We start from the raw sequence: 3,921 nt of genomic DNA on the forward strand, positions 1-3,921 counted from the left end.
CGGGCTCGTCCGCCCGACCGGGCCAGCTGATCGCCGGCGGCATCCCGTCCCGGGCGGACATGGTCAACAGGTACGGCATCCCGCCGGCGGGCGGGGGTTCGGGCGGCGGGCTGCCCCCGGGGGAGTCTGACGTCGGTTCCGGCTCGGACACGTGCACTCCTTGATGCGGGAAGTGCGGTCACTGTAGAGGCAACCGGCCCTCCGCCGCCGGCCCGCACGCCGTACCGTCGAACCTTTGCCCGCCCGCGTCCGTACCAAGGGCGGGAGGTCGACCAGATGACCGTACGCGCAACGTTCGCCGCCCTCGCGGTCGTGGCGGTGACCGTGCTGCTCGACGCGGCCCCTGCCGCCGCGCACGGCGCACCGACCAGCCCGTTGAGCCGCTCGGCGGCCTGCGGCCCGGAGGGGCCGCACGTCTCGACGCCCGCCTGCCTGGCGGCGGTGTCGGCCGGCGCGGCGGTGCGCGAGTGGGACAACATCCGGGTGTACGGCGTCAACGGCCGCGACCGGCAGCGCATCCCGGACGGCGAGCTGTGCAGCGGCGGGCTGTCGGCCTACCGGGGGCTGGACCTGGCCAGGGCGGACTGGCCGACGACCGAGCTGACCCCCGGTGCGAGGTACACGTTCCGTTACCGGGGCACCATCCCGCACAAGGGGACCTTCCGGCTCTACACCACCCGCTCCGGGTACGACCCGCGAACCCCGCTGCGCTGGTCCGATCTCGACACGATCCCGTTCCTGTCGGTGACCGACCCGCCGCTGCGGGACGGGTCGTACCAGATCCCGGGGCGGCTGCCCGCCGGGTTGACCGGGCGGCACCTGATCTACACGGTGTGGCAGAACTCCGACACCCCGGACACCTACTATTCCTGCTCCGACGTGCTGTTCCGCCCGGCGGAAGGCGTGCTGGCGGCCACCCCGGTCGACCCCGCCCCGGCCGCCGCCGACCCGACCGACGGCACGACGGCCGACGCCGGCCCGGATCCGGCCGTCCCCGCCGGGGCGACTCCGGTCGGTGACGGGTCCGCCGGCCCGGCCGAGGAGGCGGGCGTACCGGTGGCGTCGGTGACCCAGGTCGGCGGCGGCAGCCTCCGACTGGTGGTGGGCGCGGCGGTGGTGGTGACCGTGCTGCTGGTGGCGCTGGTGGCGACCTGGCTGCGCCGCCCGGCACCCGTCCCGCCCGGCCGCCCCTGCGGCGTCCGCAACCACCGGGCCGGCCGCCGCCGCGTCTGGTGACTCCCGGCGGGCCGACCCGCCCAGCAAGATCAACCTTGCGGCACGACCAACGCAATGTCGGCCCGACGGCGGCATCACCCGACCCGGAAGCCCCCACTCCGACCCAACAGCCCTGACCCGCCGGGACGGGCGGGGCCGGGACGGGCGGGGCCGGTCAGGGGAGGAGGCGGTCGATCTCGGTCAGGTCGTCGGGGGTGAGGTCGGGGTGGGCCAGGGCGGCGACGTTGCCCTCCAACTGGGCCACGCTGCTCGCCCCGATGATCAGGCTGGTCATCCGGGGGTCGCGCAACGCCCAGGCCAGGGCGAGCTGGGCCAGCGTCCGTCCCCGCCGCGCGGCGATCCCGGCGAGGCCCCGGACGGTGGCGAGCTTCTCGTCGGTCACGTCGCTCTCGTCGAGGAAGACGCTGGTGCGGACCCGGGAGTCGGCGGGGATGCCGTCGAGGTAACGGTCGGTGAGCAGCCCCTGGGCCAGCGGGCTGTACGCGATGCAGCCCGCCCCGACCTCGGCGAGCGTGTCGAGCAGCCCGTCGTCCTCGGTCCACCGGTTGACCATCGAGTACGACGGCTGGTTGATCAGCAGCGGGGTACCCAGGTCACGCAGGATCTCGGCGGCCCGCCGGGTCTGCTCCGAGTCGTAGTTGGAGACGCCGACGTAGAGCGCCCGGCCGGACCGGACGATGGCGTCCAGCGCCCCCATCGTCTCCTCCAGCGGGGTGTCCGGGTCGAAGCGGTGGGAGTAGAAGACGTCGACGTGGTCCAGCCCCATCCGGCGCAGCGACTGGTCCAGCGAGGAGATCAGGTACTTGCGGGAACCCCACTCGCCGTACGGGCCGGGCCACATCAGGTAGCCGGCCTTGCTGGACACCACCAGCTCGTCCCGGTACGGCTTGAGGTCGGTGGCGAGCAGCCGGCCGAACGCCTCCTCCGCCGCGCCGGGTGGCGGACCGTAGTTGTTGGCCAGGTCGAAGTGGGTGATGCCGAGGTCGAACGCGCGGCGGACGATGTCCCGCTGCCTGTCGAACGGCCGGTCGGGCCCGAAGTTGTGCCACAACCCGAGCGAGAGGGCGGGCAGTCGCAGGCCGCTGCGCCCACTGCGGCGGTAGGTCATCCGGTCGTAGCGGTCGGCCGCGGCGAGGTAGGTCACGCCCCCGACCCTAACCCGGCCCCGACCTGCGGCGGCGGGCCACCGTCGGTGGGCCTGGCGGGACCCGCCCGGCGGGCCTGCCACCGGGGTAGCTTCGAGCCATGCGCTACGTCCCGCTCGACACCCCCCGTCCCATTTCCAAGATCGGCCTGGGGACCTGGCAGTTCGGGTCCACCGAGTGGGGCTACGGGCCCGACTACGCGCAGCGGGCGGCGCAGATCGTCAGGCGGGCCCGCGACCTCGGGGTGACCCTCTTCGACACCGCCGAGCTGTACGGCTTCGGCCGCAGCGAACGCATCCTCGGTGCGGCGCTCGACGGCGACCGGGACCGGGCCGTGGTGGCCAGCAAGATCTTCCCGCTGCTGCCGGTCGCCCCGGTGGTGCAGCAGCGGGCGGTCGCCTCGGCGGCCCGGCTCGGCGTCGGCTGCATCGACCTCTACCAGGTGCACCAGGCCAACCCGGTGGTGGCCGACACGCACACCATGCGCGGCATGCGCGCCCTGCAGGACGTCGGCCTGGTCGGCGAGGTCGGGGTCAGCAACTATCCGCTGCGCCGGTGGCGGTTCGCCGAGGCCGCGCTGGGCCGGCGGGTACTGAGCAACCAGGTCCGTTACAGCATGGTCGACCGTGGTCCCGAGGAGGACCTGATCCCGTACGCGGAGCAGGCCGGGCGGATCGTCATCGCGTACAGCCCGCTCGCCCAGGGGTTCCTGTCCGGCCGGTACGACGCGTCGCACCCGCCGACCGGGGCGGTGCGCCGGGCCAACCCGTACTTCCTGCCGGAGAACCTGGCCCGGGGCGGTGCGCTGATCGACACCCTGCGGGAGGTGGCCGACGCGCACGACGCCACGCCGAGCCAGATCGCCCTGGCGTACCTGCTGCGTCACCCGAACGTGGTGGCCATCCCGGGTGCGTCCGGCGTCGAGCAGGTGGAACGCAACGCCGCCGCCGCCGAGATCGACCTGCCCGCCGACGAGTACGCCGCGCTGGCCGCCGCCGCCCGGCGGTTCCGGCCGGTCACCGGCCTGGCCGCGCTGCCGAAGCTGATCCGGGCCCGCCTCGGCCGGTGAGGTGTCGGTCCGGGGGCCGGTCGGGGTCGGTTCCGGTGCCGGGGGCGGCGCGGCCGGGACCGCGCTAGCGTGGGTCGGGTGACTGCGCCCAACCAGGCTCTCCCGGTCCCGCCCGCCGACCTGCCGGGCACCCTCGGCGCACTGCGCGCCGCCGGACACCGGTACCAGACCGTCAAGCAGGAACTCCGCCACAACCTCCTGGCCCGGATGCGCTCCGGCGAGGACCGTTTCCCCGGCATCGTCGGCTACGACGACAGCGTGCTGCCCGAGGTCGAGCGGGCGCTGCTCGCCGGCCACGACATGGTGCTGCTCGGCGAGCGCGGCCAGGGCAAGACCCGACTCATCCGCTCGCTGGTGGCGCTGCTCGACGAGTGGACCCCGGTGCTGCCCGGCTCGGTGCTCAACGAGCACCCCCTGCACCCGCTCACCCCGGCCTCCCGCGCGCTGGTCGCCGAGGCCGGCGACGACCTG

Annotated in this window: 3 protein-coding genes and 1 pseudogene; 3 read left to right on the plus strand and 1 reads right to left on the minus strand. The window is 74.5% G+C overall.

All coding sequences use genetic code 11. The features are described 5' to 3' along the window. Nucleotides 1–276: 276 nt before the first annotated feature. A complete protein-coding gene (locus tag ACOJTC_RS01700) occupies nt 277–1,236 on the plus strand; it encodes a lytic polysaccharide monooxygenase auxiliary activity family 9 protein (RefSeq protein WP_420115473.1) in 960 nt (319 codons plus the stop codon). Between the two features lie 154 nt (nt 1,237–1,390). Here the strand turns inward: ACOJTC_RS01700 and mgrA are convergent, their stop codons facing one another. After that, nucleotides 1,391–2,380 (minus strand): L-glyceraldehyde 3-phosphate reductase, encoded by a 990-nt coding sequence (mgrA, locus tag ACOJTC_RS01705; protein ID WP_420115474.1) that lies wholly within the window; start codon nt 2,378–2,380, stop codon nt 1,391–1,393. A 101-nt stretch (nt 2,381–2,481) separates the two neighbouring features. Between mgrA and ACOJTC_RS01710 the strand changes: the two genes are divergently transcribed. Then, complete coding sequence (locus ACOJTC_RS01710) at nt 2,482–3,450, plus strand: aldo/keto reductase (RefSeq protein ID WP_420115475.1); 969 nt, start codon at nt 2,482–2,484, stop codon at nt 3,448–3,450. Between the two features lie 69 nt (nt 3,451–3,519). Beyond that, nucleotides 3,520–3,921, plus strand: a pseudogene (locus ACOJTC_RS01715) (magnesium chelatase); the annotation flags it as partial.

Source organism: Micromonospora sp., assembly GCF_048594385.1.
In the GTDB taxonomy this organism is placed as follows: Bacteria; Actinomycetota; Actinomycetes; order Mycobacteriales; family Micromonosporaceae; genus Micromonospora; species Micromonospora wenchangensis.

Bases quoted from the DNA above. Each gene is read 5' to 3' on its own strand.
- ACOJTC_RS01700 (WP_420115473.1), top strand. From the start codon at position 277: ATGACCGTACGCGCAACGTTCGCCGCCCTCGCGGTCGTGGCGGTGACC.
- ACOJTC_RS01710 (WP_420115475.1), top strand. From the start codon at position 2,482: ATGCGCTACGTCCCGCTCGACACCCCCCGTCCCATTTCCAAGATCGGC.